General features: G+C 73.3%; 1 protein-coding gene. It reads left to right on the plus strand.

The annotated features are described in order from the left end of the window. Positions 1-423: 423 nt before the first annotated feature. On the plus strand, positions 424-1,239 hold the full coding sequence (locus tag AB0O00_RS39965) for a hypothetical protein (RefSeq protein ID WP_363659576.1): 816 nt from the start codon (positions 424-426) through the stop codon (positions 1,237-1,239). Positions 1,240-1,293 lie beyond the last annotated feature (54 nt).

The raw sequence follows: 1,293 nt of genomic DNA on the forward strand, positions 1-1,293 counted from the left end.
AAGCCGTCAGCATCGCCCCGCACTACCGCACCGTTCCCATCAACCAACCGACCAAGGCTCCACGAGGCTCAAAACCTTAAGTCACTGGTATTGGGTCTAGCCCCCGCGGGGTCGCTGCGGCCCCCTGCGGCGTTGCCACCGCCGAGTGGACAGTCGGCCACCGTAGCCCACGAGGGTGCGCCACGCCGCGCATGCCTTGAACAGATTCACTCGAACGTATTCACGTGGCCCGGAGTTGGAACTTCCGCTCCGGGCCGTGGCGTTTCCTGGGCAAGGATCCGGCCGAACCGGACGAAACCCATCGATGGAGGACACCAGACCCCACCACCGCACCACGGAGGTATGCGCATGACCTCGGATCGCTCCCCGTCGCCCGCCCGAGCCGACCTACCCGGCCCCAGGGGCCCCGCGACGCCCTACCGGATGACCGTCACCACGACGCTCACGCACGCCGACGCGGTCGCCCTGGCCGACCGGCAGCTGGCCGACTGGCTGAAGCAGGAAGGCTGCGAGGACCCCCCGCCCGCAGCGAGCCCGCACGCCGTCGCCCCGCCCGCCACGAGCTCCGCCGCCACGAGCTCCGTCGGTACGAGTCCTCGCACCGCGGATCCGCGCCGCACGAATCCGCGCAGCACGGATCCGCACACCACGAACCCTCCCGCCGCCGGTCCGCAGGTCGAGCGCCTCCGCCTGGGCGACCGCGTCCTGCTCGACCGTGACCACGGCCCGCTGCGCGGCGGCCCCGCCACCGGCCACTACTCCCGCCGCCGCCTGCGCACCCCGGCCCCCCACGGGACGCACCAGCTCACCCTGATCGTCGCGACCGCCGCCGCCGGTCCGACCTGGGTCCGGCTGGAGGCCGAGACGCACCACGCCGGCAGCGGCCTGCGGACGCCCTGCCGCGTACCGGTGCCCGAGCTCGCCCGCAGCCTGCTGCCGCTGCTGGACGCCACCGACGGTCCGGCCGTCGTCCAGCTCGCCCCGCGGGTGATCACCGCCGCCGAGGTCGACGACCTGATCGACGAGCTGTGCGACCCCGAGCGCCGGCTGCCCACCGTCGTCGCCAGCGTCCCGGTGAACGTCGCGGTCGACGGGTGGACGGAAGCCGTCGTCCGCCCGCTCTGCCAGCAGTTGCCCGGTCTGGCCACGGCCTACGTGCTGGATCCGGGGGCCCGCACCGGGTTCAACGTCGCGCTGGCGCCCACGCTCCCGCTCCCCAGCACGTCGTCGAGACCATGACCGGCGCCCAGTCGCTCATCCGCTCGCTCGAAGCCGTGGGCGCGGACACCGTGT

Origin of the sequence: Kitasatospora sp. NPDC093558, from assembly GCF_040683475.1 — a bacterium.
Classification (GTDB): Bacteria; Actinomycetota; Actinomycetes; order Streptomycetales; family Streptomycetaceae; genus Kitasatospora.

Coding starts and splice junctions, on each gene's coding strand:
- AB0O00_RS39965 (WP_363659576.1), top strand. CDS start 424: ATGACCGTCACCACGACGCTCACGCACGCCGACGCGGTCGCCCTGGCC.